Annotated in this window: 26 protein-coding genes; 18 read left to right on the top strand and 8 right to left on the bottom strand. The window is 69.3% G+C overall.

All coding sequences use genetic code 11. The annotated features are described in order from the left end of the window. Window positions 1-89 precede the first annotated feature (89 nt). Complete coding sequence (pdxS, locus tag CA951_RS05585; RefSeq protein ID WP_073360607.1) at window positions 90-992, top strand: pyridoxal 5'-phosphate synthase lyase subunit PdxS; 903 nt, start codon at window positions 90-92, stop codon at window positions 990-992. A 145-nt stretch (window positions 993-1137) separates the two neighbouring features. Beyond that, window positions 1138-1959 carry an acyl-CoA thioesterase II gene (locus CA951_RS05590; protein WP_087555883.1) on the top strand — a complete coding sequence of 274 codons (822 nt, stop codon included), beginning with the start codon at window positions 1138-1140 and terminating at the stop codon, window positions 1957-1959. Window positions 1960-1965: 6 nt separating this feature from the next. On the opposite strand, the gene CA951_RS05595 is transcribed toward CA951_RS05590, so the two are convergent. Further along, complete coding sequence (locus CA951_RS05595) at window positions 1966-2589, bottom strand: hypothetical protein (protein ID WP_087555884.1); 624 nt, start codon at window positions 2587-2589, stop codon at window positions 1966-1968. A 56-nt stretch (window positions 2590-2645) separates the two neighbouring features. Here CA951_RS05595 and CA951_RS05600 point away from each other — a divergent pair, with 56 nt between their 5' ends. Together CA951_RS05600 and pdxT are read left to right on the top strand one after the other, a co-directional pair. Beyond that, window positions 2646-3500 (top strand): acyl-CoA thioesterase II, encoded by an 855-nt coding sequence (locus tag CA951_RS05600; RefSeq protein ID WP_087555885.1) that lies wholly within the window; start codon window positions 2646-2648, stop codon window positions 3498-3500. Next, window positions 3497-4105: a pyridoxal 5'-phosphate synthase glutaminase subunit PdxT gene (pdxT, locus tag CA951_RS05605; protein WP_087555886.1), complete on the top strand. Its 609-nt coding sequence runs from the start codon at window positions 3497-3499 to the stop codon at window positions 4103-4105. Before CA951_RS05600 ends, pdxT begins: the two co-directional genes overlap by 4 nt. On the opposite strand, the gene CA951_RS05610 is transcribed toward pdxT, so the two are convergent. Together CA951_RS05610 and CA951_RS05615 are read right to left on the bottom strand one after the other, a co-directional pair. Continuing rightward, window positions 4102-5022, bottom strand: a complete 921-nt coding sequence (locus CA951_RS05610; protein WP_087555887.1) for a hypothetical protein — start codon at window positions 5020-5022, stop codon at window positions 4102-4104. The genes pdxT and CA951_RS05610 overlap by 4 nt on opposite strands. Further along, on the bottom strand, window positions 5019-5375 hold the full coding sequence (locus tag CA951_RS05615) for a GntR family transcriptional regulator (RefSeq protein ID WP_087555888.1): 357 nt from the start codon (window positions 5373-5375) through the stop codon (window positions 5019-5021). The genes CA951_RS05610 and CA951_RS05615 overlap by 4 nt, the downstream gene beginning before the upstream one ends. A 144-nt stretch (window positions 5376-5519) precedes the next feature. Between CA951_RS05615 and CA951_RS05620 the strand changes: the two genes are divergently transcribed. The 10 genes from CA951_RS05620 (at window position 5520) to CA951_RS05665 (ending at window position 16994) form a co-directional block, all read left to right on the top strand. Then, window positions 5520-6272, top strand: a complete 753-nt coding sequence (locus CA951_RS05620; protein ID WP_015890547.1) for a YebC/PmpR family DNA-binding transcriptional regulator — start codon at window positions 5520-5522, stop codon at window positions 6270-6272. A 134-nt stretch (window positions 6273-6406) separates the two neighbouring features. Continuing rightward, the gene (gene ruvC, locus CA951_RS05625) at window positions 6407-6976 is read left to right on the top strand and encodes a crossover junction endodeoxyribonuclease RuvC (RefSeq protein WP_087555889.1); all 570 of its coding nucleotides are present in this window, start codon (window positions 6407-6409) and stop codon (window positions 6974-6976) included. Next, window positions 6973-7575, top strand: a complete 603-nt coding sequence (gene ruvA / locus CA951_RS05630; protein ID WP_087555890.1) for a Holliday junction branch migration protein RuvA — start codon at window positions 6973-6975, stop codon at window positions 7573-7575. Before ruvC ends, ruvA begins: the two co-directional genes overlap by 4 nt. Then, window positions 7572-8663 (top strand): Holliday junction branch migration DNA helicase RuvB, encoded by a 1092-nt coding sequence (ruvB, locus tag CA951_RS05635; RefSeq protein WP_087555891.1) that lies wholly within the window; start codon window positions 7572-7574, stop codon window positions 8661-8663. Before ruvA ends, ruvB begins: the two co-directional genes overlap by 4 nt. A 136-nt stretch (window positions 8664-8799) precedes the next feature. Continuing rightward, window positions 8800-9192: a preprotein translocase subunit YajC gene (yajC, locus tag CA951_RS05640; RefSeq protein ID WP_087555892.1), complete on the top strand. Its 393-nt coding sequence runs from the start codon at window positions 8800-8802 to the stop codon at window positions 9190-9192. 131 nt (window positions 9193-9323) lie between these two features. After that, a complete protein-coding gene (secD, locus tag CA951_RS05645) occupies window positions 9324-10994 on the top strand; it encodes a protein translocase subunit SecD (protein ID WP_087555893.1) in 1671 nt (556 codons plus the stop codon). Continuing rightward, entirely contained in the window at window positions 10991-12217 is a 1227-nt protein-coding gene (secF, locus tag CA951_RS05650; protein ID WP_087555894.1) for a protein translocase subunit SecF, read from the top strand. The genes secD and secF overlap by 4 nt, the downstream gene beginning before the upstream one ends. Before the next feature lies 1 nt (window position 12218). After that, window positions 12219-13985, top strand: coding sequence for an ABC transporter substrate-binding protein (locus tag CA951_RS05655; protein ID WP_087555895.1), 1767 nt, complete (start codon window positions 12219-12221; stop codon window positions 13983-13985). Next, window positions 13982-14515: an adenine phosphoribosyltransferase gene (locus CA951_RS05660; RefSeq protein WP_087556002.1), complete on the top strand. Its 534-nt coding sequence runs from the start codon at window positions 13982-13984 to the stop codon at window positions 14513-14515. Before CA951_RS05655 ends, CA951_RS05660 begins: the two co-directional genes overlap by 4 nt. 103 nt (window positions 14516-14618) lie before the next feature. Beyond that, a complete protein-coding gene (locus CA951_RS05665) occupies window positions 14619-16994 on the top strand; it encodes a bifunctional (p)ppGpp synthetase/guanosine-3',5'-bis(diphosphate) 3'-pyrophosphohydrolase (RefSeq protein WP_087555896.1) in 2376 nt (791 codons plus the stop codon). A gap of 94 nt (window positions 16995-17088) precedes the next feature. Here the strand turns inward: CA951_RS05665 and CA951_RS05670 are convergent, their stop codons facing one another. Next, window positions 17089-17883, bottom strand: a complete 795-nt coding sequence (locus CA951_RS05670) for a peptidylprolyl isomerase (RefSeq protein ID WP_087555897.1) — start codon at window positions 17881-17883, stop codon at window positions 17089-17091. A 22-nt stretch (window positions 17884-17905) separates the two neighbouring features. Then, window positions 17906-18787, bottom strand: a complete 882-nt coding sequence (locus tag CA951_RS05675; RefSeq protein ID WP_087555898.1) for a peptidylprolyl isomerase — start codon at window positions 18785-18787, stop codon at window positions 17906-17908. A gap of 173 nt (window positions 18788-18960) precedes the next feature. On the opposite strand from CA951_RS05675, the gene CA951_RS05680 reads away from it, so the two are divergent. From CA951_RS05680 to CA951_RS05690, 3 genes are read left to right on the top strand one after another with little or no spacing between them, the layout of a single operon-like run. Beyond that, window positions 18961-19641: an MBL fold metallo-hydrolase gene (locus CA951_RS05680; protein WP_179220119.1), complete on the top strand. Its 681-nt coding sequence runs from the start codon at window positions 18961-18963 to the stop codon at window positions 19639-19641. Between the two features lie 15 nt (window positions 19642-19656). Then, a complete protein-coding gene (hisS, locus tag CA951_RS05685; RefSeq protein ID WP_087555900.1) occupies window positions 19657-20928 on the top strand; it encodes a histidine--tRNA ligase in 1272 nt (423 codons plus the stop codon). Continuing rightward, entirely contained in the window at window positions 20891-21550 is a 660-nt protein-coding gene (locus CA951_RS05690; protein WP_179220120.1) for a hypothetical protein, read from the top strand. Before hisS ends, CA951_RS05690 begins: the two co-directional genes overlap by 38 nt. Window positions 21551-21555: 5 nt before the next feature. Here CA951_RS05690 and CA951_RS05695 read toward each other — a convergent pair whose 3' ends face one another. The 3 genes from CA951_RS05695 to CA951_RS05705 are packed head-to-tail and all read right to left on the bottom strand — an operon-like array spanning window position 21556 to window position 24095. Continuing rightward, window positions 21556-22980, bottom strand: a complete 1425-nt coding sequence (locus tag CA951_RS05695) for a hypothetical protein (RefSeq protein ID WP_087555901.1) — start codon at window positions 22978-22980, stop codon at window positions 21556-21558. Further along, window positions 22977-23327: a type VII secretion target gene (locus CA951_RS05700; RefSeq protein WP_087555902.1), complete on the bottom strand. Its 351-nt coding sequence runs from the start codon at window positions 23325-23327 to the stop codon at window positions 22977-22979. The genes CA951_RS05695 and CA951_RS05700 overlap by 4 nt, the downstream gene beginning before the upstream one ends. 60 nt (window positions 23328-23387) lie before the next feature. Next, the gene (locus CA951_RS05705) at window positions 23388-24095 is read right to left on the bottom strand and encodes a TetR/AcrR family transcriptional regulator (protein WP_087555903.1); all 708 of its coding nucleotides are present in this window, start codon (window positions 24093-24095) and stop codon (window positions 23388-23390) included. Window positions 24096-24289: 194 nt separating this feature from the next. Here CA951_RS05705 and CA951_RS05710 point away from each other — a divergent pair, with 194 nt between their 5' ends. Then, window positions 24290-25855, top strand: a complete 1566-nt coding sequence (locus tag CA951_RS05710) for an amino acid permease (RefSeq protein WP_087555904.1) — start codon at window positions 24290-24292, stop codon at window positions 25853-25855. Window position 25856: the final 1 nt, after the last annotated feature.

Genomic DNA, 25856 nt, shown 5'->3' on the forward strand with positions numbered 1-25856 from the left:
CGTCCTAGAATCAGGTACTGCAGCGTGAACGTCGTCGCTCACGCATGCCGCTATCGAAATCAATCCACGCCACACCTCAGGAGTTCGCTGTGAGCACCCCCGACACCACCCCCACCACCGGTACGGCGCGCGTCAAGCGTGGCATGGCCGAGATGTTGAAGGGCGGGGTCATCATGGACGTCGTCACCCCCGACCAGGCGAAGATCGCCGAGGACGCCGGTGCCGTCGCGGTGATGGCACTCGAGCGGGTGCCCGCCGACATCCGCGCGCAGGGCGGCGTGTCCCGGATGAGCGACCCGGACATGATCGACGGCATCATCTCCGCCGTCTCGATCCCGGTGATGGCCAAGGCCCGGATCGGGCACTTCGTCGAGGCGCAGATCCTGCAGTCGCTCGGTGTCGACTACATCGACGAGTCCGAGGTCCTGACGCCGGCCGACTACGCCAACCACATCGACAAGTGGAAGTTCACCATTCCGTTCGTCTGTGGTGCCACCAATCTCGGTGAGGCGCTGCGCCGGATCACCGAGGGTGCGGCGATGATCCGCTCGAAGGGTGAGGCCGGCACCGGCGACGTGTCCAACGCGACCACCCACATGCGCACCATCGGTGGGGAAATCCGCCGGCTGACGTCGCTGAGCGAGGACGAGCTGTACGTGGCGGCCAAGGAGCTGCAGGCGCCGTACGACCTGGTCGTCGAGGTCGCCAAGGCCGGTAAGTTGCCGGTCACCATGTTCACCGCCGGCGGCATCGCCACCCCGGCGGACGCGGCGATGATGATGCAGCTCGGTGCCGAGGGTGTGTTCGTCGGCTCCGGCATCTTCAAGTCGGGCAACCCGGCCGAGCGGGCCGCGGCGATCGTGAAGGCGACCACGTTCTTCGATGACCCGGACGTCCTTGCGAAGGTCTCGCGCGGGCTGGGCGAGGCGATGGTCGGCATCAACGTCGACGACATCCCCGTCCCGCACCGGCTCGCCGAACGCGGCTGGTGATCCCCACGCTCGATCACTGATCGAGCGTCCCGGCACTGCCCTTCCGCACGCACCGCACGAGGCCCCACCCCGGGCCCGTGCGGTGCGGTCCGGTGCGCGGGTCCGTGGGAGAGTGTCAGCGGACGAGCATCGGAAGGGGCCGTGGATGGCGACGATCGAAGAGATCCTGGAAGTGGAACGCCTCGAGGAGAACATCTTCCGGGGCATAGCGACCGAGACCATGCTTCCCCGCACCTTCGGCGGTCAGGTGGCCGGTCAGGCACTCGTGGCGGCGGTCCGCACGGTCGAACCCCGGTTCGCGGTGCATTCGCTGCACGGCTACTTCCTCCGTCCCGGCAATCCCGCGATGCCGATCGTGTACCTCGTGGACCGGGTCCGGGACGGCCGCTCGTTCGTCACCCGGCGGGTCAGCGCCGTGCAGGACGGCCAGGCCATCTTCACGATGTCGGCGTCTTTCCAGGTGGCGGACGTGGGCATCGAGCACCAGGACGAGATGCCGGTGGTCCCGCCGCCGGATTCGCTGCCGTTCGCCAGTGAGTCCGAAGACCCGGAGATCGCCTGGCTCGCCCGGGAGTGGTCCGACTGGGACATCCGGATCGTCGGACACGGCGAGGTCGACCGCATCCGCGGTGCGGCCGCGCAGCAGCAGGCGTGGTTCCGGTCCCGCAGGACGCTGCCCGACGACCCCGTATTCCATGTCTGCGCGCTGGCGTACATGAGTGACATGACGCTCATCGGTTCCGCGATGACACCGCATCCCGGTGTCGAGATCGACAGTGCCTCACTCGATCACGCCCTGTGGTTCCTGCGTCCGTTCCGGGCCGACGAATGGCTGCTGTACGACCAGACGTCACCGTCCGCCGGCTTCGGCCGGGGTCTCGCGCAGGGACGGATCTTCGATCGGAAGGGGAACCTGGTCGCCGCCGTGGTGCAGGAAGGGCTGACCCGGTTCCTGCGCACGACGTGAGCGGGTTCAGCGACCCGCTCGGACCGCGGGTTTCGGCGGATGGTCGTACCGCACCAGCAGGTCGGGTTCGTAGGTGACGTCTGCGGCGCGGCGCAGCAGTGCGGGCACGGTCCAACGTTGATCGGCCGGGGTACGGCGCAGCAGGGCCCCTTCACCCAGGTGGAGTTGCACGGTGACGTCGAAGTCGAGGTCCCGGCCGAGCAGCATGGGGCCGGTCACGAGCAGCACCTGCCCGGCGGCCGCGGGCACCCTGGCACAGCGGGCGGAGCGATCCTCGTCCTCGTCCCACAACCGCGGCAACCACCGGCGGTCGGTGCGGACCGAGCGCACCACTTCCCGGTTCAGGGCGTCGTAGTCGAACCAGAGGGTGCGGTAGCTGAGTTCGTCGTCGCGGCCGTGCTCGAACCGCAGGGAGGCGGGCCGGACGTAGTCGTGGAGGGACACGACGTCACAGGGCCTGCCCTGCTCCCGCAGCGACGCGCACACCGCGCCGGCGAGGGGCAGCGGCTGGGCGCCGTCGGGGGCGTCGATCGCGACGACGGCGATGCCGTCCACGGCGAGGCAGCGTTCGGTGACGAGGGCGACGAGGCCGTCCGGGCTCGTCGGTGTGAACATCGTCATGGCACCCATGGTGCCTCGAGCCCGAACCGGGCGGATAACCTTGACCAGGCACAGAAGGAGGGCTGATGGCGAGCATCGAGGACATTCTCGAACTCGAAGCGCTGGAGAAGGACATCTTCCGCGGCTCGGTTCATCCGTCCGTGCTGAAGAGGACGTTCGGCGGGCAGGTCGCCGGTCAGTCGCTGGTGTCCGCCGTTCGCACCGTCGACGAGAGATTCGAGGTGCACTCCCTGCACGGGTACTTCCTGCGCCCCGGAAATCCGGCGGAACCCACCGTGTACCTGGTCGACCGGATCCGGGACGGCCGGTCGTTCTGCACCCGGCGGGTCACCGGCATCCAGGACGGCAAGGCGATCTTCACCATGTCGGCGTCGTTCCACTCGGGGGACGAGGGCATCGAGCACCAGGACACGATGCCGTCGGTGCCCGAGCCCGAGAACCTCGTCGACGCGCAGACCGTCGAGGAGATGGCCGCCACCGATCTCTACCGGGAGTGGAAGGAATGGGACGTCCGTATCGTTCCGGCCGACTGCACCAGGAAAACTCCCGGAATCGCTGCGCAGCAACGCGTGTGGATGCGCTACCGCGACAAGCTGCCCGACGATCAGGTCTTCCACATCTGCACCCTCGCCTACCTCAGTGACATGACGCTCCTCGGCGCGTCGAAGGTCCCGCACCCGGGAGTGGTCACCCAGACCGCGTCGCTCGACCACGCCATGTGGTTCCTGCGCCCGTTCCGCGCCGACGAGTGGCTGCTCTACGACCAGACCTCACCCTCCGCCGGCTTCGGCCGCGCCCTCACCCAGGGCCGCATGTTCGACCGGAACGGCACCATGGTCGCCGCCGTGGTGCAGGAGGGGTTGACCCGCATCCAGCGCGATCAGGACCAGCGCGACATCGAGACAGGAAACATGGCATGACCCGTCCCCTCGTCGGAGTACTCGCCCTGCAGGGCGATGTCCGTGAACACCTTGCTGCACTGAATGATTCGGGCGCCGATGCCGTGGGAATCCGCCGCCCGGAGGAGCTCGAGAAGATCGACGGCCTGGTGATCCCGGGCGGTGAGTCGACGACGATGAGCAAGCTGCTGCAGATCTTCGAACTGCTCGAGCCGCTGAAGGCCCGCCTGCGCGACGGGTTGCCGGCCTACGGGTCCTGCGCCGGGATGATCCTCCTCGCGAGCGAGATCCTCGACACGAGACCCGACGCGCAGCACCTCGGCGCCATCGACATGACCGTGCGCCGCAACGCCTTCGGCCGTCAGGTCGATTCCTTCGAGTCCGACCTCGAATTCGAGGGCATCGTCGGCGACCCGATGCGGGCGGTGTTCATCCGGGCACCGTGGGTGGAGCGCGTCGGCGACGACGTCCAGGTCCTCGCCCGGGTGCCCGAGTCGGGTGGCGCGGCCGCCGGACGCATCGTGGCCGTGCGGCAGGGTTCCGTGGTGGCGACGTCGTTCCACCCGGAGGTCACGGGGGACCGGCGGGTGCACGAGTTGTTCGTCGACATCGTCCGCGGGGTCTAACCCGCCGGGCGCGGTGCGGCGAGCGAGTTGAGGAGCGCCGCACCCTGAGCGGCGCCGTCGACGGTGACCGCGAACGGGCGGCCGCCGGTGCGGGTCACCACGATGCCCTCACCGCCGCGGATCACCACCGCCGTTCCGCGCGGTGAGAAGCGGTATCCCCAGCCACCCCATTCGCCGGGGCGGATCTCGGTCACCTGCGCCTCGTCGACCGCGTCGAGTGGGATGTGCCGCCAGCGGACGTTCCACGACGACAGGCTCAGCCCGGTGCGGTCGACCTGCACGGTCACCGACGCGAAGGCGCCACCGGCGACCAGTAGGACGAGGAACAGCACCGCGAGCCAGAGTGCGCCGACCAGCGCGGACACGACCGCGGCGACGGCCATGGCGAGAGCGAGCACGCCCGCCCAGCGCCCGCGCACGTATCCGGTCCAGGACGCGCGCTCGCCGGGCGCCAGGGGGACGGGCAGCGTCGGTGCCGGGCCGTTCCCCGTGGGGTGCGACGGCCGGGGGAGCAGGATGAACGTGGCGACCGCCCACAGGATTCCCAGCAGGGGAATCAGAATCCACCAGCCCAGCGTCGCCGCCTCGGGCGAGCCCGCACGGACGGTGGCGGCGACGCTGACGATCCAGGTCGTGGCCACCGTCCACCCGGCGCACGCGGTGGCGGGCAGCCAGAGCGCGGCGTCGGTGCGGATCCGGGCCGCGACGACGCCGGCGATGCCCGCGGCGATCGCGCAGACCGCGAGGGCGACCCAGAAGTAGGTGGTCGTGTCGCTGAAACCGTCGGGTTCGGTGCCGGACCAGTGACTGGCCACCACCGGCGGCAGGTCGCCGCCCCACGCGAGTCTCGCGATCGCGAGGGCGAGGAGGGGTACGGCCGAGGTCGCGGCGAGGAGGCGCGTGCGGGAGGTCGTCATTGTTTCGTGGTCTCCTTGATCACGTCGAGCATCTGTTCGGTGTCGAGTCCGAGGCGCCGGGCCTCTGCGACGAAAGTGCGTGCGGCTTCGGTCAATCCGGTGCGAATCGGGTCGGTGTCGGCGCGGACGACCGCGCCCCGGCCCCGGCGGAGGTCGATCAGCCCCTCGTCGCGGAGGGCGGCGTACGCGCGCAGCACCGTGTGGAGGTTGACGTCGACGGACTCGGCCAGTGCCCGCGCGGAGGGGAGCCGGTCGCCCGCACCGATCTCGCCGCGCAGGAACGCACCGCGCACATTGGCGGCGATCTGTTCGCCCAGTGGGGTGCTGGAACCGTGGTCGACTCGCATCAACATGTTTGCATTCTATGCAAACAATGGCGACTTATGCGAGTTGTTACCCCGGGATCGCGCAGGGGCGGCCGGGCTGCGGGTAACATCGTCAAAGCTGAAACCGCGCATTCGGCGTGCCAAAAGCAGCAGGAAAGGGGCTTGAATCGCATGAGCGGCCACTCCAAATGGGCCACCACCAAGCACAAGAAGGCTGTGATCGACGCCAAGCGTGGCAAAGCCTTCGCGAAGCTGATCAAGAACATCGAGGTGGCGGCCCGTACCGGCGGTGGCGACCCTGCGGGAAACCCCACCCTGTACGACGCCATCCAGAAGGCCAAGAAGACGTCGGTCCCCAACGACAACATCGAGCGTGCCCGCAAGCGCGGCGCCGGTGAAGAAGCGGGCGGCGCCGACTGGCAGACCATCATGTACGAGGGCTACGGGCCCAACGGCGTCGCCGTCCTCATCGAGTGCCTGACCGACAACCGCAACCGCGCGGCAGGCGAGGTGCGGACCGCGATGACCCGCAACGGCGGGAACATGGCCGACCCGGGTTCGGTGTCCTACCTGTTCACCCGCAAGGGCGTCGTCACCCTGGAGAAGGGCGACCAGACCGAGGACGACGTGCTGATGGCGGTCCTCGACGCGGGCGCCGAAGAGGTCACCGACCTCGGCGAGACGTTCGAGATCGTGAGCGAGCCCACCGACCTCGTGGCCGTGCGCAGCGCCCTGCAGGAGGCGGGCATCGACTACGACTCCGCCGAGGCCGACTTCCGTGCATCCGTCGAGGTCCCGGTCGACGCCGACGGGGCCCGCAAGGTGTTCAAGCTCGTCGACGCGCTCGAAGAGTCCGACGACGTGCAGAACGTCTACACCAACGTCGACCTGTCCGACGAGGTGCTCGCCGAACTCGACGACTGATCGCACGGACGCACGGCGCGGGGCGGGGGAGCGGTGCTCGCCCGCCCCGCCGTCCTGCGTGTTGGTGCGCCGACACGTCCGATCCCACGGCTAAGCTATCGAACAGCTGTTCGGCGTGGGAGAGGTGGCTTTGCGTGCGTGTGCTGGGTGTGGATCCCGGTCTGACCCGGTGCGGATTCGGAGTGGTGGACGGCGGCAACGGTCGCACCGTCACCCCGGTGGCCGTCGACGTGGTCCGGACCCCGGCAGACCTCGAATTGTCGTCCCGGCTGCTGCGGATCTCCGAGGCCGCCGAATCGTGGATCGATCTGCACCGGCCGGAGGTCGTGGCGATCGAGAGGGTGTTCTCCCAGCACAACGTGCGCACCGCGATGGGCACCGCGCAGGCGGGCGGCGTCGTCGCGCTCGCCGCCGCACGCCGCGGCATCCCCGTGTGTTTCCATACCCCCAGTGAGGTCAAGGCGGCCGTCACCGGAAGCGGATCGGCCGACAAAGCTCAGGTGACGGCGATGGTGACACGCATCCTCAAGCTGGCGGCCGCCCCCAAACCGGCCGACGCCGCGGACGCGCTGGCCCTGGCGATCTGCCATTGCTGGCGGGCGCCGATGATCGAACGCATGGCCCGCGCCGAAGCCGCGGCCGCCGAACAGAAACGTCGCTACCAGGCCCGGCTGGCCGAAGTGAAGAAGGCAGGTACACGATGATCGCGTCCGTCCGCGGCGAGGTGCTCGAGATCGCCCTCGACCATGCGGTGATCGAATCCGCGGGAGTGGGATACCGCGTGAACGCGACCCCGGCCACTCTCGGCGGGCTGCAGCGGGGAACCGAGGCCCGGCTGGTCACGGCGATGATCGTCCGCGAGGACTCGATGACGCTGTACGGGTTCCCCGACTCGGAGTCCAAGGAGTTGTTCGGGCTGCTCCAGACGGTGTCGGGTGTCGGTCCGCGCCTGGCGATGGCGACACTCGCCGTCCTCGAACCCGACGCGTTGCGTGCCGCGCTCGCCGAGGGCAACGTCACCGCACTGACCCGGGTGCCGGGCATCGGCAAGCGCGGAGCCGAGCGGATGGTCGTCGAACTGCGCGACAAGGTCGACGTGGTCGCGTCCACGTCCGGGGCGGTGCCGCTCGGTGCGGGCGGCGGCGGATCGGTCCGCGACCAGATCGTCGAAGCGCTCGTCGGGCTCGGATTCCCGGCCAAGCAGGCCGAACAGGCCACCGATTCCGTCCTCGCCGAGGCACCCGAGTCGACCACCTCGTCCGCGCTGCGCTCCGCCCTCTCCCTGCTCGGGAAGACCAGATGAATCCCGAAACCGGCGGCGACGACGAGTCCCCGGTCTCGGCCGACCTCGTTGCCGGCGACGGCGACATCGAGGCCAGCCTGCGGCCGAAGAACCTGCACGATTTCATCGGGCAACCGCGGGTCCGGGAGCAGTTGCAACTCGTCCTGACCGGCGCCAAGATGCGCGGCGGCACCCCCGACCACATCCTCCTGTCCGGCCCGCCCGGGCTGGGTAAGACCAGCATGGCGATGATCATCGCCGCCGAACTGGGTTCCTCACTGAGGCTGACGTCGGGTCCGGCGCTCGAGCGCGCCGGCGACCTGGCCGCCATGTTGAGCAACCTCGTCGAGGGCGACGTGCTGTTCATCGACGAGATCCACCGCATCGCCCGCCCGGCGGAGGAGATGCTCTACCTCGCGATGGAGGACTTCCGGGTCGACGTCGTGGTCGGCAAGGGCCCCGGAGCCACGTCCATTCCCCTGGAGGTTGCGCCGTTCACCCTGGTCGGGGCCACCACCCGTTCGGGGGCGCTCACCGGGCCGCTGCGCGACCGGTTCGGGTTCACCGCCCACATGGACTTCTACGAACCGGCGGAGCTGCAGCAGATCCTCATGCGGTCGGCGGGCATCCTCGGGGTGCAACTCGGCGAGGAGGCCGGCGCCGAGATCGCGAGCCGGTCCCGGGGCACGCCCCGCATCGCGAACCGCCTGCTCCGCCGCGTCCGCGACTACGCCGAGGTCCGCGCGGACGGCGTCGTCACCCGCGAGATCGCGCACGCCGCCCTCGCCGTGTACGACGTCGACCAGCTGGGACTCGACCGTCTCGACCGCTCCGTCCTCAGCGCCCTGGTGCGCAGCTTCGGCGGCGGACCGGTCGGCGTGTCCACCCTGGCCGTCGCGGTGGGTGAGGAGCCTGCCACCGTCGAAGAGGTGTGTGAGCCGTTCCTCGTCCGCGCCGGAATGATCGCCCGCACACCCCGCGGCCGGGTCGCCACCGCGGCCGCGTGGATGCAACTGGGCCTGACCCCGCCGCCGGACGCCGTGACCGGCGGAATCGAGGTCCGCGTCAACGAACCGCAGGCCTCCCTGTTCGATCCCGAAGACCCCTGATCGGCGCCGGGAGAAACGCCCGCCCCGTGCCGACCGAACCGGTGTCCGGGCCGGTGATGGCACACTGGTGTATTGCATCGGTCCAACCGGGACCAGTGCTTCGGACCGTGCGACATACCTCGAGGTTGACTTACAGATGGATTTTCTCTTCCCGCTCCTGATTCTGGCGCTGCTCGTCCCGATGTTCCTGGGGATCCGCCGGCAGAAGAAGGAGGCGGCCAAGGTGACTGTTCTGCAGGACTCGCTCTCGGTGGGCGACCGCATCCTCACGACTGCCGGTCTGCACGGCACCGTCGTCGCACTCGGCGACGACACGATCGACCTCGAGATCGCTCCCGGCGTGGTCACCACGTGGTCGCGTCTCGTGGTCCGCGAGCAGATCGTCGACGCCCCGCTGCAGGGTGACGGTGCCATCGACCACGAGTCGATCGACACCGAATCGATCAGCACCGAGGCCCCCGCCACCGACATCGTGCGCGAGGATCGTGAGAACGGCGGCGACACCACGCCGCGGCTGAACAAGGATTGACCGGCGCTTCCGCGGCGCAGCCGTCGCAGGCGCCCCGGGCGCGGCGACCGGGGCACAGCCCTGCGTCGGCCGGTCCGGTGTGCTGTGAGCGTTCCCACCCGAACTGCACGTACTGAGGAGACATAGAGATCGTGGCACCTTCCACAGGATCGGTGCATCCCGTCCGCTACCTCACCGTTTTCGCGGTGCTCGTGGCGGTTCTGTATGCCCTGGTGTTCTTCACCGGCGACAAGTCCGCGACACCCAAGCTGGGCATCGACCTGCAAGGTGGGACCCGAGTCACCCTCACCGCACGCACCCCGGACGGCAGCAAGCCGACGCCGGACAGCCTGCGGCAGGCGCAGGAGATCATCGAGACCCGTGTGAACGGCCTCGGCGTGTCCGGCTCCGAGGTCGTCATCGACGGCGACAACCTGGTCATCACCGTTCCCGGCGACGACAGCGCCCAGGCGCGGTCGCTCGGCCAGACGGCGCGGTTGTACGTCCGCCCCGTCCAGACGTCGCAGGCCGCGGCCGCTCCAGGCACGCAGGCACCCGCCGCCGGTGAGACGCCGGCCCAGGCGCCCGCCGGAACCGAGACCCCCGCGCCGCAGAACCGGCCGTTCCCGGCGCAGGATCCGTCCACGTCACCCGCGCCCGCCCCCACGGCGGAACCGGCGCCCACCGACGAGTCCGGGACCGAGACCGCCCAGGCCGCCGACGAGATCGCGGCCGCCCGGGCCACGCGCCAGAGCACCGACCCAGCCGTGCAGCAGCAGGCCATGGCGACGCTCGACTGCAGCGTGCCCGACCCGTTGCGCGGCAACGACGACCCGGCCCTGCCGCTGGTCGCGTGCTCCACCGACGGTCAGGCCGTGTACCTGCTCGAACCGGCGATCATCGACGGTCAGGAGATCGCCGACGCGACGTCCGGGTACAACTCCCAGCAGTCGCGGCACGAGGTGAGCCTGACGTTCAAGACCGAGGGCAGCAACACCTGGGCCACGTTCACGTCGCAGAACATCGGCAAGCAGGCCGCGTTCACGCTCGACTCCAAGGTGGTGAGCGCGCCGGTCGTGCAGGGCGCGACACCCGCAGGCAGTTCGACGTCGATCACCGGTTCGTTCACCGCGGACAGTGCGAAGGAACTCGCGAACACCCTGAAATACGGCTCGCTGCCGCTGTCGTTCGCGGCGTCGGAGGCCGAGACGGTGTCCGCGACCCTGGGGCTCGCCTCGCTGCAGGCCGGTCTCATCGCCGGTCTGGTGGGTCTGGTCCTGGTTCTGATCTACTGCCTGATCTACTACCGCATGCTCGGAGTGCTCACGGCGCTGTCCCTGGTCCTGTCCGGTGTGATGGTGTACGCGATCATGGTGCTGCTCGGCCGGTACATCAACTTCACCCTCGACCTCGCCGGCATCGCCGGTCTGATCATCGGTATCGGCATGACGGCCGACTCGTTCGTCGTGTTCTTCGAGAGAATCAAGGACGAGATGAGAGAGGGCCGCAGCTTCCGGTCCGCCGTTCCACGCGGCTGGGCCCGTGCACGCCGCACCATCCTGTCCGGTAACGCGGTCAGCTTCATCGCCGCCGCGGTGCTGTACATCCTCGCGATCGGCCAGGTGCGCGGCTTCGCGTTCACCCTCGGCCTGACCACCATTCTCGACGTCGTCGTCGTGTTCCTGGTGACGTGGCCGCTGGTCCACCTCGCCTCGAAGTCGCCGTTCTGGTCCAAGCCGGGCGTCAATGGACTGGGTGCCGTGCAGCAGATCGCCAAGGAACGCAAGGCTGCCGCAGCGTCGGCGAAGGAGTCACGAGTATGAGCGAATCGACCACGTCGCACAAGTCTGCGTCGCAGACGGACCCCGAGTCTTCGCTGTCGGATTCGGGCGTCAACCAGACGTCGATGCCCCACCACAGCTGGCTGTCCCGGCTGTACACCGGAACCGGCGCCTTCGAGGTGGTCGGCCGCCGCCGCTTCTACTTCATCCTGACCGGCACGATCGTGCTGATCTCGCTGCTGAGTATCCTCGTGCGCGGATTCACCCTCGGTATCGACTTCGAGGGTGGGTCGCGGATCCAGTTCCCCGCGGGCAACGGCGTGGACACCGCGCAGGTGGAGAACGTCTACTCCGAGGCGCTGGGAATGGACCCCGTCTCGGTGCAGACGGTGGGCTCGGGTTCGAGTGCGACCGTGCAGATCCGCTCGGAGGCACTCGACGCGGCCCAGGTGGTGAAGCTGCAGGACGCGTTGTACGACGAGTTCCAGCCGAAGGACAGTGACGGCACCGTCAACGAGAACGTGATCAGCGTCGCCGACGTCAGCGAGACGTGGGGCGGGCAGATCACCCAGAAGGCGCTGATCGCGCTGCTTGTGTTCCTCGTGATCGTCAGCATCTACATCGCTGTCCGGTTCGAGCGCGACATGGCGGTCGCCGCGATCGTCGCACTGTTCTTCGACATCGCCGTCACCGCCGGTGTGTATTCGCTCGTCGGCTTCGAGGTCACCCCCGCGACCGTCATCGGTCTGCTGACGATTCTCGGGTTCTCGCTCTACGACTCGGTGGTGGTGTTCGACAAGGTCGAGGAGAACACCCGGGGGATTCTGCACCTGACCCGTCGCACGTACGCCGAGCAGGCGAACCTGGCGGTCAACCAGACGTTGATGCGTTCCATCAACACCACCCTGATCAGCGTGCTGCCGGTGCTCGCGCTGATGGTGGTCGCGGTGTGGATGCTCGGTGTCGGAACGCTGAAGGACCTGGCGCTGGTGCAGCTCGTCGGCATCATCGTCGGTGCGTACTCGTCGATCTTCTTCGCGACACCGTTGCTGGTCACCCTGAAGGAGCGGTGGGGTCCGGTGGCCGCGCACACGCGGAAGGTCCTCGCCCGACGGGCGACCCTGGCCGAAGGCGGAGCGCAGAAGGCCGGCGCCCCGGCGACCGTATCCACGACGGAAGCGGCCGTGCCGCGTTCCCGAACCGCGTCGACCGCACCTGCTCCGGGCTCACGTCCCACCGGAAAGCGCAACAAGAAGAGGCACTGACATGCCCGCATCGCACAGCACCCGGCGCGGTGCGCCCACCCGACACGGCCGGACGGCGGCCGTGTCGGGTGCCGGTCTCCTCGCGACCGTGCTCCTCGCAGGCACCCTCGTCGGATGTGCCGAGGAGGGCGAGCAGATCCCGTCGATCGGCTACGCCGTCGACAACACCGTCACCACCTACAACGCGAACAGCGTCGCGGGTGCGGTGTCGGGGGCACGTCAGGTGTTCGCGCGGGTGCTGCCCGGGTTCAACTACACGGGCCCCGAGGGCGGACCGGTGGCCGACACGGACATCGGCACCGCCAACGCGATGCCCGGGGACGCCCTCACGATCCAGTACAAGCTGAACCCCAACTCCGTCTACTCCGACGGCGTCCCGATGTCCTGCGACGACCTGGTGCTCACCTGGGCGGCGAACAGCGGCCGGTTCGCCCGCCGGAACGACCAGGGCGCGACCGTCCCGATGTTCGATGCGGCCAGTACCGCCGGCTACACGGACATCGACCGGATCGACTGCCAGACCGGTGCGAAGGATGCCGTCGTCACGTTCAAGGCGGGACGGAACGTCACCGACTGGAAGTCGCTGTTCGGTGCGACGTCGATGATGCCGGCGCACGTCGTCGCGACTGCTACCGGCGTCCCCGACATCGTGGCCGCCGTGCAGAATTCGGACACCGCGGCGCTGACGCGGGTCGCGGACTTCTGGAACTCCGGATGGACGATGACACCGGGCGACCTCGACCTCGCGCTGTTCCCCGCGTCCGGCCCCTACAAGGTCGAATCGTTCTCCGCGGACGAGGGTCTGGTGCTGGTGGCCAACGACCGCTGGTGGGGCAACCGCCCCGCCACGTCCCGGATCGTGGTGTGGCCCAAGTCCTCCGACGTCGGCGCGCGGATCGGTGACGGTGCGGTCGAGGTCGTCGACGTCGCCGCGGGTTCGGTGCCGGACCTGGACCTGGGCGGATTCGACGTGACCGAGGTGGCCTCCCGCAGCGTCGAGCAGTTCGTCCTGTCCACCTCGGGTCTGTTCGAGAACGCGGCCGGACGGCGGGCGTTCGCGGCCTGCCTGCCCCGCGACGAGCTGGCGTCGAAGTTCGGGCTCGCCGCGGAACCGGACACGGACGGCGCAGGCTCCGGCGGTCCGGTCGACACGCGGGTCACAGCACCCGACAGCCTCGTCCACCAGTCTGTGGCGGGCGCCGTCGGCGGCCGCTACGAGACGGCGGACACGGCAGCGGCCACCGCCGCGCTGGCCGACACCGACAACACCACGGCGACCGTCCGGATCGGATATCTCGGCCCGAACCCGCGGCGCGCCGAGATCGTGTCCGCGGTCGCGGCGGCATGCGCCCCGGTCGGGATCACCGTCCAGGACGTCGCCTCGCCCGACTTCACGCCGTCGATGCTGCGCGGCGGGCAGGTGGACGTGGTGCTCGCGGGCACGGCGTCCGCTCCCGGTGCGGCAGGCACCGCCGCGGCCACCACCGCGATGTACGCCCTCCGCAGCGGAAACGGTTCCAACTTCGGCGATTACAGCAACGGTCGCGTCGACCAGATCGTCGATCAACTCGCCGTCGACGACTCGACCGCCGCCCAGCTGTCGCTGTCGACGGAGGCGGAGAACATCCTGTGGTCCGATGTGCCGACGGTGCCGCTGTTCGACCAGCCGCGGACCGTCGCGTTCGCGTCGGGTCTGGAGGCGGGAGCGGTCAACCCGACAGTGTCGGGCGCCGGGTGGAACATGGACAGGTGGGTGCTGCGCCGATGACCGATCATTCCGCGGCCCGTGAGGCCGTCACCCGGCTCACCCGGTGGGCCGACGACTTCCCGCAACCCGGCGTGCGGTTCGCCGATCTGACGCCGGTCTTCTCCGACGCCGACGGATTCCGTGTCGTCGTCGACGCGCTCGCCGCCTGTGCCCCGGAGACGGACGTGATCGCCGCCGTCGACGCGCGGGGGTTCCTCCTCGGCGGCGGCGTAGCCCGGGAGCTGGGATCCGGTGTGGTGGCCGTGCGGAAGTCGGGCAAACTGCCGCCGCCCGTGCTGTCGCAGTCGTACACCCTCGAGTACGGGACGGCCACGCTGGAGATCCCGGCCGGGCCGATCGGCCTGGACGGGCGCTCCGTTCTCGTCGTCGACGACGTCCTCGCCACCGGCGGCACGCTCGACGCGACGGCGCGGCTGGTGGAATCCGCAGGTGCCCGCGTGATCGGTATCGCCGTGGTCCTGGAGATCGCCGCGCTGGGTGGCCGGCAGCGCCTCGGAAAGTACCCGCTCACGTCCCTCGTCACGGTCTGAGTACTAAAGTTGGGCCTGGTGGTCGTCACGGCCACCGGGGCGCATGCCCGAGACCAACCAGGGCCCCAGAGCCCGAGCCATTTCAGTGGTAGGAGGTGACGGCATGACTTCGAATCTTGATCGGTCGCAGAACACGGGAACACCCACGTCTGCGCAATCCGATGCCGAGTCACCTGCAGCGAACCCGGCTTCCGGTAACAACCGTGGAGCACAGGGATTCGCCGTTCCGGCGTCCGCATCGCGCCGGGTACGAGCGCGACTCGCCAGGCGCATCACGGGTCAGCGGAACACGACCATCCGGCCGGTTCTCGAACCCCTCGTCAGTCTGCACCGCGAGCTCTACCCCAAGGCGGACCTGGCGCTCCTGCAGCGCGCCTACGACGTGGCCGAGGAGCGGCACGCCAGCCAGCGCCGCAAGTCGGGCGACCCGTACATCACGCATCCGCTCGCCGTGGCCAGCATCCTCGCCGAACTGGGGATGGACACCACCACCCTGGTCGCGGCCCTGCTCCACGACACCGTCGAAGACACCGGCTACTCCCTCGAGCAGCTGACCGACGAGTTCGGCGAAGAGGTCGCGCACCTCGTCGACGGCGTCACCAAACTCGACAAGGTGGTGCTCGGCAACGCCGCCGAGGGCGAGACCATCCGCAAGATGATCATCGCGATGGCCCGCGATCCGCGCGTGCTGGTGATCAAGGTGGCCGACCGGCTCCACAACATGCGCACCATGCGGTTCCTGCCACCCGAGAAGCAGGCCCGCAAGGCCCGCGAAACGCTCGAGGTGATCGCGCCGCTGGCCCACCGGCTCGGCATGGCGACCGTGAAATGGGAACTCGAGGACCTGTCCTTCGCGATCCTGCATCCCAAGAAGTACGACGAGATCGTGCGGCTCGTCGCCGACCGGGCGCCGTCCCGCGACACCTACCTGGCGAAGGTGCGGGCGGAGATCAACGCGACCCTGACGGCGTCGCGCATCAACGCGGTCGTCGAGGGCAGGCCCAAGCACTACTGGTCGATCTACCAGAAGATGATCGTCAAGGGCCGCGACTTCGACGACATCCACGACCTGGTCGGGGTGCGGATCCTGTGCGACGAGGTCCGGGACTGTTACGCGGCCGTCGGTGTCGTCCACTCGCTGTGGCAGCCGATGGCGGGCCGGTTCAAGGACTACATCGCGCAGCCGCGGTACGGCGTGTACCAGTCGCTGCACACCACGGTGGTCGGACCGGAGGGCAAACCCCTCGAGGTGCAGATCCGCACCCACGACATGCACCGCACCGCGGAGTTCGGCATCGCCGCGCACTGGCGGTACAAGGAGACCAAGGGCAGGCACTCCGGTGACGTCGCCGAGGTCGACGACATGGCGTGGATGCGTCAGCTCCTCGACTGGCAGCGTGAGGCCGCCGACCCGGGGGAGTTTCTCGAGTCGCTGCGCTACGACCTCGCGGTCAAGGAGATCTTCGTCTTCACCCCCAAGGGTGACGTGGTCACGCTGCCCGCCGGGTCGACGCCCGTCGACTTCGCGTACGCCGTGCACACGGAGGTCGGGCACCGCTGTATCGGCGCCCGGGTCAACGGCAGGCTCGTGGCGCTCGAACGCAAGCTCGAGAACGGTGAGGTGGTGGAGGTCTTCACCTCCAAGGCCGTCAACGCCGGTCCCAGCCGCGACTGGCAGACGTTCGCCGTGTCGCCGCGCGCCAAGACGAAGATCCGGCAGTGGTTCGCCAAGGAACGCCGCGAAGAGGCACTCGAGGCGGGCAAGGACGCCATCGCGAAGGAGGTTCGGCGGGTCGGGTTGCCGCTGCAGCGCCTGATGAACGCCGAGTCGATGGCGTCCATCGCGCACGAACTGCACTACACCGACGTGTCGATGCTGTACACGGCGGTCGGCGAGAGTCACGTGTCGGCGCAGCACGTCGTCCAGCGTCTGGTGGCGCATCTGGGCGGGGTCGGCGACGTCGAGGAGGAGCTGGCCGAGCGGTCCACCCCGTCGACCATGCCGATGCGTCCGCGGAGCACCGGCGACGCGGGTGTGCTGGTTCCCGGCGCGGAGGGTACGGTCGCCAAGCTCGCCAAGTGCTGCACACCCGTTCCCGGCGACGAGATCATGGGCTTCGTGACCCGGGGCGGCGCGGTCAGCGTGCACCGCACCGACTGCACCAACGCCGGTTCCCTGCAGGAGCAGTCCGAGCGCATCATCGAGGTCAAGTGGGCGCCGTCGCCGTCGTCGGTGTTCCTGGTGGCCATCCAGATCGAGGCGCTCGACCGGCACCGGTTGCTGTCGGACGTGACGAAGGCGCTCGCGGACGAGAAGGTCAACATCCTGTCGGCGTCGGTGACGACGTCCGGCGACCGGGTGGCGATCAGCAAGTTCACGTTCGAGATGGGCGACCCGAAGCACCTCGGGCACGTGCTGAGCGTGGTCCGCAACGTCGAGGGCGTGTACGACGTGTACCGGGTGACGTCCGCCGCCTAGCGGTCATCCCCGGCGACGAACGGGACGGTCGTTCGATCAGATCCAACGACCGTCCCGTTCGTCCAGCTCGGGGGGTGCCCAGCGGGGTGCGGGGTCAGCCGACCTTCGCGGTCTCGATCTGCACCGGGGTGTTGGGCTTGCCGCCGCCTGCGGCCATGGAACCGTCGTCGCCGTCCGCCGCGATCTTCTCGATGGTCGCGAGGCCCTCCTCGGAGATCGAACCGAAGACGGTGTAGTTGGGCGGGAGCACCGAGTCGGCGTAGACGAGGAAGAACTGGCTGCCGTTGCTGCCGGGCTGTCCGCTGTTGGCCATCGCGACGGTGCCGCGTGGGTAGACCACCGGATTCGCGAGTGCCGGATCGTTCGGCGCGAACGCGGTCTCCGGGTACTCGGTGTCGAATCCGTACCCCGGGCCGCCGGTGCCCGCCCCGCTCGGGTCGCCGCACTGCAGCACCTGCAGACCCACTTCGGTCGTCAGCCGGTGGCAGGGGGTGTCGTCGAAGTACCCCTGCTGGGCCAGGCTCGTGAAGCTGTTGACCGTGCACGGGGCCTCGGCGCGGTCCAGGACCAGGCCGATCGGTCCGGCGCTGGTCTGGAGATCGACCGGAACCGTGCCCACGGTGGACACACCGGACATGGGCGGCGGGGTGACGTCCTTGACGGCGGGCCGCCCCGCCGGGTACGTGCAGTCCACGGTGGCGCCGGCGGGAGGCGGAACCGCGGGGAGCGTGCCGAACTTGGACAGATCGAGCGACTGCTCCGCCGCGCTCGTGGCGGCCGCCTTCGACGAGGTGCCGGCCGACGAGCCGCCGGAGTCGGACGAATTCGAACAGCCGGCGAGGAGGACCGCGAGGCTCACGCCTGCGACGAGAATCGAGGTGCGTTTCATCGGTCCATCCTCACACGAGACGTCAGTCCATCCGGACGGACGTGATGTCGATCGGCAGGTTCGGCTTGCCGCCGCCGGCCTGCATCGATCCGTCGTCACCGGCCGCCGCCACCTTCTCGATCGTCGCGAGACCCGTCTCGTCGACCTTCCCGAACGCGGTGTACTGCGGCGGCAGCTGCGAATCGGCGTAGACGAGGAAGAACTGGCTGCCGTTGCTGTCGGGCTGCCCGCTGTTGGCCATCGCGATGGTGCCGCGCGGATAGGTGACCGGAACCTGCAGCGACGGGTCGGACGCTTCGTACTGGTCGGTGGGGAATTCGTTGGCGAACCCGTAGCCCGGTCCGCCGGTGCCGGCACCGGTCGGATCACCGCACTGCAGGACCTTCAGCCCCTCGGACGTGACCAGCCGGTGGCAGGGGGTGTTGTCGAAGTAGTTCTGGCTCGCCAGGCTCAGGAAGTTGTTGACCGTGCACGGGGAGTCGGCGTTGTCCAGGACCAGACCGATGTTGCCCTGCGTCGTCTGCATGCTGACGCTGACTTCCTGGAGCGTGGTGTCGATCTCGTCGGTGCGCGGCGGGTTCACCTGCTTCGCCGGCGGCTGACTGTCGGGGGTGTACGTGCAGGACACCTTCTCGGGCAGCGGCTCGGACCGGCCTGCGGGCATCACACCGGGCGACTGCGGTGACGCCGACTCCGCCGCCGATGCCGCCGATGCCTCCGTCGCCTCGTCGTCGCCGCGGGTGAGGGAGAAGACGAAGGCGCCGGCGGCCACCACCAGTACGACACCGAGCACCGAACCGGCGATGGTCAGCTGCTTACGCTTGCGTGCTCTGTCGGCGCGGCGTTCGAGCTGACGCTCGAGCTTTCGTTTCGCTGCTTCCCGGCGCTGCTCGTTGCTCGGCACTGCGGTGGTCCTCCCGTGTCGGTCTGGCTGGACGTCGATATGGCAGTTGGCCGGTGCGAACTGCCCCCGGCACACGACCTCCAGAGTCTGCCATCCGAACCTGAGAACATCCTGGCGGGGCGGAGGCTTAGGCTGTAGCGACTGCAATGACCACTCGAACAGGAGCGTCGCGCGTGCTCGTCACAGGATTCCCGGCCGGGATGTTTCAGACCAACTGCTACATCCTCGCGCAGGACGACGCCCCGGAGTGCGTCGTCGTCGACCCAGGGCAGGACGCCGCCGAACCGCTGTTCGAGTTCCTGGACCAGTCGAATCTCACCCCGACGGCGGTGCTGCTGACCCACGGTCACCTCGACCACGTCTGGAACGTCTACGACGTCTGCGAGAAGTTCGGGATCCCCGCGTACATCCATCCCGAGGACCGTTACATGCTGTCGGACCCCGGCCGCGGCATCGGCCCGACGATGAAGCCGTTCATCGAGGGCATGACGTTCGTCGAGCCCGGCGAGGTGATCGAACTCGCCGACGGCGACGTGATCGAGCAGGCCGGGATGTCGTTCGCCGTCGACCACACGCCCGGGCACACGCAGGGGTCGGTGGTGTTCCGCACCCGGGTCGTCACCGAGAACGGCCCCGTCGAGATCGCCCTCACCGGTGACACGCTGTTCCAGGGATCGATCGGCCGCAGCGACCTGCCCGGCGGCAACCACGAACAGTTGCTGCAGTCCATTGCCGACAAGCTTCTGATCCTCGCCGACGACACGGCGGTCCTCCCCGGGCACGGCGGGTCGAGCACCGTCGGCGCCGAACGTGGGTCGAACCCGTTTCTCGTTGGACTCCCGGGATCGAAATAAGGAAAAGTAACGACAGTGAGCAAAGCCAGCACCTTCTCCGCCCCCAAGGGCGTCCCCGATTACGTCCCGCCGCAGTCGTCCGAGTTCGTCGCGGTCCGTGACGGACTCACGCGCGCCGCGCGTCTGGCCGGATACGGCCACATCGAACTTCCCATCTTCGAGGACACCGGGCTGTTCGCCCGCGGTGTCGGCGAGTCCACCGACGTCGTCAGCAAGGAGATGTACACGTTCGCCGACCGCGGTGACCGTTCGGTGACCCTGCGGCCCGAGGGCACCGCGGGTGTCATGCGGGCCGTGATCGAGCACGGCCTGGACCGCGGGCAGTTGCCGGTCAAGCTGAGCTACGCCGGCCCGTTCTTCCGCTACGAGCGACCGCAGGCCGGCCGGTACCGCCAGCTGCAGCAGGTCGGGGTGGAGGCCATCGGCGTCGACGACCCGGCACTCGACGCCGAGGTCATCGCCGTCGCCGACGCCGGTTTCCGCGGCCTCGGTCTCGAGGGTTTCCGGTTGGAGATCACGTCCCTCGGCGACGACACGTGCCGTCCGCAGTACCGGGAACGGTTGCAGGAGTTCCTGTTCGCCCTTCCCCTCGACGAGGAGACGCGCCGGCGGGCGGAGATCAACCCGCTGCGGGTGCTCGACGACAAGCGCAAGGAGGTGCGCGAGATGACGGCGGACGCCCCGCTCATGCTCGACCACCTCTCGGACACCGCGAAGGCGCACTTCGACGAGGTGCTCGCGCACCTCGACGCGCTGGGGGTGCCGTACGTGGTCAACCCGCGGATGGTCCGCGGCCTCGACTACTACACGAAGACGACGTTCGAGTTCGTCCACGACGGTCTCGGCGCGCAGTCGGGTATCGGCGGCGGCGGACGCTACGACGGTCTGATGGAGCAGCTGGGTGGTCAGCCGTTGTCCGGCATCGGTTTCGGGCTCGGTGTCGACCGCACCGTCCTGGCGCTCGCCGCCGAGGGCAAGACCGCGGGCTCGACGGCCCGCTGCGAGGTCTTCGGCGTCCCGCTGGGTGAGGAGGCGAAGGCGAAGCTGGTGGTGATCGCGCAACAGTTGCGCGCCCAGGGAATTCGAGTCGATCTCGCGTACGGCAACCGCGGCGTGAAGGGCGCGATGAAGGCCGCCGACCGGTCCGGCGCCGCGCTGGCACTGGTGCTCGGCGACCGCGACATCGCCGAGGGCACGGTGGGAATCAAGACTCTCGCCACCGGCGATCAGGAATCGGTGTCGGCGGCAGATGTTCTCGCGCGCGTCGGAGCCATCCTTGGCGCCTGACGACACCGCGCCGGTGTCGCTCGACCTCGTCCCTATCGAGTTGATCGCACCGCGGCTCAAGAAGGTCGCGGCGATCGCCGTGCTGATCGGTGTCGTGGTCGGCGTCGTCGTCGGGTTCTTCGGTCCCGTGTGGGTCGGCGTGACGGTCGGGGCCGTGATCGCGGTCCCGACCGCCGCGTCCGCGCTCCTCACGTTGCGGCGTCGCATCACCCTGCAGGCCGGGCGGATCCGGTCGACGGGGGGACTGCGCAGCAGACGCGTCGACGTCACCCGCGCGGTCGCCGCGGAACTGGTGGTCCGTTCGGCCAGGGTCAGCGAGGTGAGCGTCCGGATCACCGATCCCGACGGGAGCCTCGCGGTTCCGCTCGCCCTCTACACGACCGACGGCGGCCGGGAACTCGAGATCCTCGGGCTCCGCAGGCTCGCCGACGCCCTGACGACGAGCGAACTGGTACCGGCGGCCGCGATCGCGTCGGTCCTCATCGAGCAACTCCGTGCGGAAGCGCGCGGAGCGGCCCTACCCGAACGCCCGCTGTTCCGGGCGGTGGAACTGGTGCGTTCGGAGGGCCGCGTGCCCACCACCACGCTCACCGATCACGAGGTGGCGGCACTGCTCGACTGAGGCGATCAGCCCCGATCGCCGAACGACGTGTCGTCGAGGTCCTCGCCGCCGATCACGGCAGGTGCGACCATCGGCAGGTCGCCGACGAACGCGTTGTTCTCGCCGGCGTTGACGAGGTAGCTCGGTGTGGAACGGCCGCTCAGCTGTTCGTCGCCACCGCGCCCGGCGCCTGCCATGCCGGCGCCGCCCATCCCGCCCATTGCCCCGCCCGGTGCGAGGGGGGACGAGGCGGCCGGAGTGGCGCCGGGTGCCGGAGCGGTGCCCGGTGTCGCCGGGGTCGCAGTCGCCGGGGGCACGACCGCCCCGGAAACCGTTCCGCGGGGTACCGAACCGCCACCCGCGGACACGCTTCCGCCCGCGCCGCCGCCGTACATGCCGATTCCCGCGCCGCCGGCCGTGCCCACCGCGCCGGGAACGCCGCCGGCGGCCCCGTGTGCCGGGGTGACGGCGGATTTCGCCGCGACGGTGTCGGCGGGCAGGTCGGACGAGGAGACACCGGCCGCCTGGGTACTCGCCGACACCAGGTCGCCGACACCGTCGGTGACGGTGGAGATCATCGGCTTGCCCACGCCCTCGATGACGGTGGACGCGACGGCGAACGGCGACGTCGGCGCCGCCCCCGCCACGGCTCCGGGTGCCGGGGGCGGCGGCACCGGGACCGGCGCGGCGAGACCGTTCATCGTGAGGGTCTGTTCGTTCAGTTCGGTGCGGGTCTGCGTCACCACTCCGATGGCCGCCTTGATGTGCTCGGCCGCGGACGCGAGCAACATTGCCTGCCCGGGCGGAGTCATCACCATCGGCGCGGCGGCGACCGCGGTGGCCGCGAACGACTCCGAGATCGTCATCAGGTTCGCGTTGCCCCGCGCCACGGATGCGGCGGCGGTCTGGGTGGTGGCCGAGATCTCCGTGCCACGTTCGCTCAGTTCGGTGCCGCTCGCCTGGGCCTGCACACCCTGGGACTGCGCCGCCTGCGCCGCCTGGCTCTGCCAGATCTGGTCGAGGACCTTCAGACCCGACAGGCTCATCGACAGGGCCTGGTCGATCATGCCCGAGGACATGTCGAGGACCGACGTCGGATCGAACGCGCCGAACGTGCCGGTGCCGAAGCTCCCGGCGAGATCGGTGAGCGGCTTGAACAATTCGTCCACACCCGGCAGCGCGGGCAGGGCGTGCCCCTGCAGCAGTGCCTCGACCGGGTTCGGCGGCAGGGGCGGCAACGACGGCAGGGCCGGTAACGGTGGCAGCGCCGGCAACGGTGGCAGCTCACCGAGCGGCGCATCCAGCAACGGGCCGAGCGGGGAATTCTGCAGGGCCTCGAGCGGGGTGCTCGGCAGTGGTGTGGCGAGGGCGTCGCCGACGGGTGAGCCCTGGATCAGGTCGAGAATCGATCCGCGCTCGGCGGGCTGTCCGGCGGATTCGGGGGCGGTCATGCGAGGCCCCCGAGTCCGTCGCCGACAGCACCGAGTCCGTCGCCGACAGCACCGAGCGCGGCGCCGTTGGCGCCGTCGACGGAGTCGTAGGACCGGGCGGTGGCGTCGGCCGCGATGGCGGTCTGCGCGTAGTGCGCGGCGAGTTCGGCGACCGATGCGGCGTGGTTTGCCTGCGCGGCAGCGAAGGACGCGAGAAAGTCGGCTCCGATCGGGCCGAACACGGGCGCGAGCGCCGCGAGGTTCGCCCCGAGATCGAGTGCGGCGGCGCTGCTGATCTGTTCGGCGGCCTGCGCGGCGGTGGCGCCGTAGTTCCTGATGCCGTCCGTGACGACGAAGACTTCGCTCAAGATAACCCCCCAGTGATTAAGCGTTCGCCAGATTTTATCGCACGGGAACGACAGGCACGGCTAGCGGTGAAGGGGTGTTCCGCCCTCGGTCTCGGCGAGCAGTGCACGCGACTTCGCCCGGATTTCGTCGAGCGACTCCGTCCATCCGAGGGTGCGGAGGCAGGCGTCGGCGAGGAGTCCGGCAGCGCCCTCGTTCTCGGGCCCGGGCAGCAGTCCGCGTTCGATGTCGGCGCGGGTTGCGATGGCGCTCTCGACGATTCGGAACGGCAGGTCGGCCAGGGCCGGGGAGGTGCTGCCGGAATCGCGGTTGATTTCCGTGAGGGCCCGGTCCGCCAGTTGCCGGTAGTGCCCGCGCAGCAGGGTGCGTTGGGTGCGGAACGGCTCGAATCGATCGGTCAGCAGTTCCGGGAGAAGGTACAGCGCACCGAGATTCCATCTGGTGGTCGTGAGTTGGGTGACGTCGAAGGTGGCCAGTGCATGCAGGCGCACCGTGGCGAGGGCGGCGGCGTCGGTGAGCCGTCCGGCGGCGGCGAGCGCGGGGGAGACCGTCTCCTCGAGCAGTGCCGCCAGGATCTCCTCCTTGTTGGGGAAGTGGTGGTAAAGCGACGCCTGCCGGATGCCGACCATCTCGGCGATCAGCCGGGTCGAGGTGGCGGCGAAACCCTTGGTGGTGAACAACTCTCCGGCGGCGTCGAGGATCTCCTCGGGTGTGGTCTGCCCTGGTCTGCGCTGACTGGTCAGTCGGGGTCGTCCCGGCCCTGTGGTCACCGCTCCATGATGTCAGGTCGTGTCCGGACCCGGCCCCGACCACCCTCCGTGAGGGTTTCGTCACGCGACCGAAACGTAGGCAACGATGCTGTTACGGCCGACCGCGATCTGGATACGCGGGCGTCACCCATCGAGGCCTCCCGACGAGAAAACTATCGAGCGACAGATATTGCTCTCGCCGAAGGAGTACGCCCTTGAGCACACCCACAAGGACTGCGCAGGTTCCGACCGCGCCGGCTCCCGCACCTTCCCGCCCGTCCGGCGTCGACGACACGGGTGACCTCGGCGAATTCGGTTACGAGCAGCAACTCCACCGTTCCCTGGGCAAGTTCGCGTCGTTCGCCGCCGGCTTCTCGTTCGTCTCCATCCTCACCACCATCTTCCAGCTCTTCGGGCTCGGATTCGGGTTCGCCGGGCCCGCCTTCTTCTGGACGTGGCCGGTGGTGTTCGCCGGCCAGTTCATGGTGGCGCTCAACTTCGCCGAACTCGCCGCCCGGTACCCCATCTCGGGGGCGATCTACCAGTGGTCCCGCCGGATGGGCGGCGAGGTGGTCGGCTGGTTCGCCGGATGGTTCATGATCCTCGCGCAGATGGTGACGGCGTCCGCCGCGGCCATCGCCCTGCAGGTCGTTCTCCCCAACGTGTGGAGCGGATTCCAGATCATCGGGGAGGACAGCACCCTGACGTCCGCGAGCGGTGCCGCCAACGCGGTGCTCCTCGGCTCCGTCCTGCTCGTGCTGACCACGTTCATCAACTGCATCGGCGTCAACTGGATGTCCCGGATCAACAACATCGGTGTCACCTGCGAGATCGTCGGGGTCATCGCGGTGATCGGCATGTTCCTCACCCACGCCCGCCGCGGGCCGGACGTCGTGTTCGACACCGGCACGGCGGGCGCGTCGCCCGGGTACGGGTGGGCCTGGATCGTCTCGGGTCTGATGGCGGCGTACGTGATGGTCGGGTTCGGTTCGGCGGGCGAACTCGCCGAGGAGACGAGGAACCCGCGCCGGGTCGCACCGCGCACGATCCGCCTCGCGCTGTCTGTGTCGGCGCTCGGCGGCGGGCTGATGATCATCGGCGCGCTGATGGCTGCGCCGAGCCTGACGGACGGTCGTCTCGCCGCCGAGGGCCTGCCGTATGTGCTCTCGTCGATCCTCGGCTCCCCGTGGGGAACCCTGCTCCTCGTCGACGTCGCGATCGCCGTGTTCGTCTGCACGCTCGCCATCCAGACGGCGGCGTCGCGGCTGGTGTTCTCTATGGCCAGGGACGGCCGGCTGCCGGCCTCGCGGATTCTGTCGACGGTGAACCCCCGCACCGGCACCCCCATTGCGCCGTCCGTCCTGATCGGCCTCGTGTGCATCGGCATCCTCGCCGTCAACGTCGGGAACTCCGCGATCTTCGCGACCCTGTCGAGCGTCTGCATCATCCTCATCTACCTCGCCTATCTCATGGTCACGGTGCCACTGCTGCTGCGCAGGCTGAAGGGCTGGCCGCACGGGGGACCGCAGGTCGACGCGGACGGTCGGACGCTGTTCTCCCTCGGGCGGTTCGGACTGCCTGTGAACATCCTGGCGGTCGGCTACGGCGCCCTGATGGTCGTCAACCTGTCCTGGCCGCGCGCCGAGATCTTCGACCCCAGCGGCGACTACCCCCTCCTGCGGTGGGCCGCCCCGGTCACCGTCGCCGCCGTGGTCGCGCTCGGGATCGCATGCTTCCCGCGCGGCCGCACGACCCCCAACCCCGTCACGATCGGAGCCTGAC

It is taken from the genome of Rhodococcus sp. NCIMB 12038 (assembly GCF_002165735.1).
In the GTDB taxonomy this organism is placed as follows: Bacteria; Actinomycetota; Actinomycetes; order Mycobacteriales; family Mycobacteriaceae; genus Rhodococcus_F.